The following is a 3,152-nucleotide window of genomic DNA, read 5'->3' as shown; positions in this document are numbered from 1 at the left end:
ATCCGTTTTTGACGAACCCATCAAAGACTACAAAGAAGCCGTCAGGCAAGGTATTTGTCGGTTGGAACAGCAATACAGTAAGGCAGAACGCTATTCTGTTACCGATAGGAGTAATTATAATCCCAACGTGATAAGCAAACTCAAAAACAAACTATTGGAACTGAAAAACCGGTACACACAGCCCCAACAACTTACATTGGCACTGTTCTGAAAACAAAATCCTCTTGCCCATTATCAGGCAGGAGGATTTTTATTTATAATAAGGAGAAAGTCTATTCAACCTCTTCTCCCCACAACTCAACATCAGTCGGCGCACGGTACATGGAACCACCGATACAACACCACGTAATGATGAAGAAGATGCCGCAGACTATCAGAACCGCTATCATTCTTCCTCCTCCTTATCCTGACTTTCATTATTGAAGCTGAAAGATTTCTGTACCACCTGTCCGAAAGAATCGACCACATAAATATCAATCGTCTGCTGGTCAGTACTCATAGATTTATAATACAGACGGAATGTTTCCTTTTCCAGCGGGTAAAGGTCATTCGGGAGAAGAACCGTCCCGTCTTCCAAGCGTAACTGCCCCTTGCCATCCGGTTGGAAGTAACGGATAAAATACTTCGTTTCCACATACGTGCCGCCTCTAACCAACTCACAGCGTATTTCCGCTTCCTCGCCTATTACGATTTTATTCTGTACCGGCAGTGTTGCCATATCAAACTCATACACCTGTTGCACGTCCAACTTGTCACTACACGCTACCACACACACGATACCGGTCAACACAAGACCGAGCACGAATATTGTTTCAAACATCTTCTTCATATACCTTTATTAATTGATTAAGAATTTAAGCCCCAGACCAAATTGGAAATGAAACTTACCCGTATCACTTCCCCACAAGCACCGCTCGCGGGCGTTCAGTAGCAGCACCACCCGGTTACTCAAATAACTTTCCAGTTCCAGCGATACAGCACCCCCATAGACAAAGTTATCGCCACTTCGCAGGGTAGAACCGTCATAGAGCAGCTTGTCCCCCCAATTATTCGTTTCATATCCCGCCAAAGCCGAGCCGCCCAACGAAAGCAGAAACACCTTGTTCGCATCCGAAAGAAAAGTATAGTAATACCCGCCCTCCGCAGTAAATTGCGAGGTAGGTATGCGGATAGCCTTATACGGATGATACTTTTGCAGGTACTCCGCACCGAACACCCACCGGTTGCAATGTCCGGTATAAGTATCCAGCGACAGCCCGAAAGAATACCCCAGCTCATTACGTTTGTCGGACGAATGGAAACCGTCCGCCATTCCTCCCGTAACCCGGATGCCACGCATACCCGGCAGGCAGCGTTGGGCGTATGCCTTGTCCGTCAGGACAAAGCATACTACCATACACAATAAAAATAGAACCTTCTTCATCTTACTTCATTTTCAGTTCGTTAATCACTCTTGCACGGATTAGCTCCGCATTTCCGATCACAAATTTCTGATGGCGTCCTCCCGCCTGCTCATTCATTTCCACCACCAGTTCCTTATCGTCCGGCAACGTGAATTTAGGCAACGTAAAGACCGTTCTCTCCCTGCTCTTCCCGTTGACCACCGTTACATAATTATACGCACGCAGCGGAACAATCACCTGCTCCTGAATGGCTGTACGTTTCGCAATCTTTCTGTCCACCACCTTAAAAGTGATATAGTCCACATGAAAAGGCACGTTGGACGAGTTTTTCAACTCCGTATGGAAATACAGCAGCCCGTTGTGCGTATAAATCCCTTTCAACGTATATTGAATACCGAACCTTTTACAGCCGATATGCTTCACCAGTCTGTCATTGTTGGCATGGATAGACTTCATTATCAGCCGTACCAGCAACGGCGATTCGCTGCCCAATTCTTTCAGATAAACCTCCATTGAGTTATTCGGTCGATTCACCGCTTCGCCGTCATGGATAAAATCCTTCATCTCGATATTCAACTTCGTAGGCTCATCCGCATACTTCACGTTAAACGTGTAATAACTGCCATCCTCCGTAATCACCGCAAGATTGGTTTCCCGTGAGAAATCACGCAGTGCCGCTTTCACGCGCAGCACATTTTCCGAACCGTCCGCTTTTCCGGCGATAATGTCCGCAGAACCCAAGTCCACATAACGGATAGCCGCAGGAAAAATCAGATGTACCGTTTTATTAAAAGTCACTTCTAACCCATAGGGAGGAACCATCCGGTCAAAAGTCACCGTCCGGGTAAGTCCCTCGTACAAATCCCCCGTAGAAGGACTTTTGCGCACATTTTCCTCGCTTGCATCTTCCTCTTCAGCGGCAACCGCTTCCGTTTCCTGTTGCACCTTTTCCACTTTTACTGTCTTTTGTGCGTATGCACCCGATACACTTGCACAAAAGGCAAGCATCAAAATCAACTTTTTCATAAATACTTCTTTTTAAATTGTTTATAATTGGATTTTTTAGTGGTATATCTCTTATTGTCCCGGCAGGAGATAAAACTCATGGTTAGCTTTGAGCGTCACCTTTACCGTTCGGAACTTCTTCGCCAGATATTGCGACGCCCCCTGAATGACACCCTTTCCCAAGTCCGCAGCCAGTTGTGCTCCGGCATCCTCCGTGATGGTGATGCTCGTTCCGAGTGACGACCCCATGTTCGCCGCCATCTCCTTCACCGCGTTCAGTTCCTCCGATTCAGGCACAAACACCCCCTTCATACCATTCGTATCATATACATCCAGATTGATGGGCGTCACACTCTCCCCGTAACTGACCGAACTCACCTTTATCTCCATCCGTTCGCCGTTGACTTTTGCCGTACCGGTAACCATTGTTCCCGATGGCACATACTGTTCTCCCGCCATCATCGGCTCCAATAACCGGAGCTGCACTTCCTTCCCGTCCGTCAGCGTGACGGTCTGGTACACACAGGCACGGATAGTATTCTTCGCAATACCCTCCACCTCCGTTTGTACCGTGTTGAATCCCAGATTACGAGGCTTGCTGTACACCCTTACAAAATCCGCATCACTCATCGGCGGAGCCAGTAGCGACACCACTCTTTTCTTTACCTGTCCCACCGGCACAGTGACAGTTCGGGCATTTCCCGTTCCCTTGTTCCCGACAGTGGCAACCTCTGCCTTTTCCGG

At 47.7% G+C, this 3,152-nt stretch carries 4 protein-coding genes and 1 pseudogene; 1 reads left to right on the top strand and 4 read right to left on the bottom strand.

The features are described from left to right. A pseudogene (locus BN161_RS27565) lies at nucleotides 1-211 on the top strand (hypothetical protein); the annotation flags it as partial. Between the two features lie 174 nt (nucleotides 212-385). On the opposite strand, the gene BN161_RS27560 reads toward BN161_RS27565, so the two are convergent. From BN161_RS27560 to traM, 4 genes are all read right to left on the bottom strand, one after another. Continuing rightward, nucleotides 386-829, bottom strand: coding sequence for a DUF3872 domain-containing protein (locus BN161_RS27560; protein WP_044272469.1), 444 nt, complete (start codon nucleotides 827-829; stop codon nucleotides 386-388). 9 nt (nucleotides 830-838) lie between these two features. After that, on the bottom strand, nucleotides 839-1,423 hold the full coding sequence (locus BN161_RS27555) for a conjugal transfer protein TraO (protein ID WP_044272466.1): 585 nt from the start codon (nucleotides 1,421-1,423) through the stop codon (nucleotides 839-841). Between the two features lies 1 nt (nucleotide 1,424). Next, complete coding sequence (gene traN, locus BN161_RS27550) at nucleotides 1,425-2,429, bottom strand: conjugative transposon protein TraN (RefSeq protein ID WP_044272463.1); 1,005 nt, start codon at nucleotides 2,427-2,429, stop codon at nucleotides 1,425-1,427. Nucleotides 2,430-2,480: 51 nt separating this feature from the next. Continuing rightward, nucleotides 2,481-3,152 (bottom strand): conjugative transposon protein TraM (gene traM / locus BN161_RS27545; RefSeq protein WP_044272460.1); only part of this gene is annotated, 672 nt, incomplete at its 5' end.

Source organism: Bacteroides timonensis, assembly GCF_000513195.1.
GTDB classification, from domain to species: domain Bacteria; phylum Bacteroidota; class Bacteroidia; order Bacteroidales; family Bacteroidaceae; genus Bacteroides; species Bacteroides timonensis.
Note: the sequence above shows the minus strand (reverse complement) of the source record. Positions and strands in the feature narration are given on the sequence as shown.

What these genes read in the sequence shown, in the direction of transcription:
- BN161_RS27560 (WP_044272469.1), bottom strand. Translation starts at nt 829, where the DNA reads ATGAAGAAGATGTTTGAAACAATATTCGTGCTCGGTCTTGTGTTGACC.
- BN161_RS27555 (WP_044272466.1), bottom strand. Translation starts at nt 1,423, where the DNA reads ATGAAGAAGGTTCTATTTTTATTGTGTATGGTAGTATGCTTTGTCCTG.
- traN (WP_044272463.1), bottom strand. Translation starts at nt 2,429, where the DNA reads ATGAAAAAGTTGATTTTGATGCTTGCCTTTTGTGCAAGTGTATCGGGT.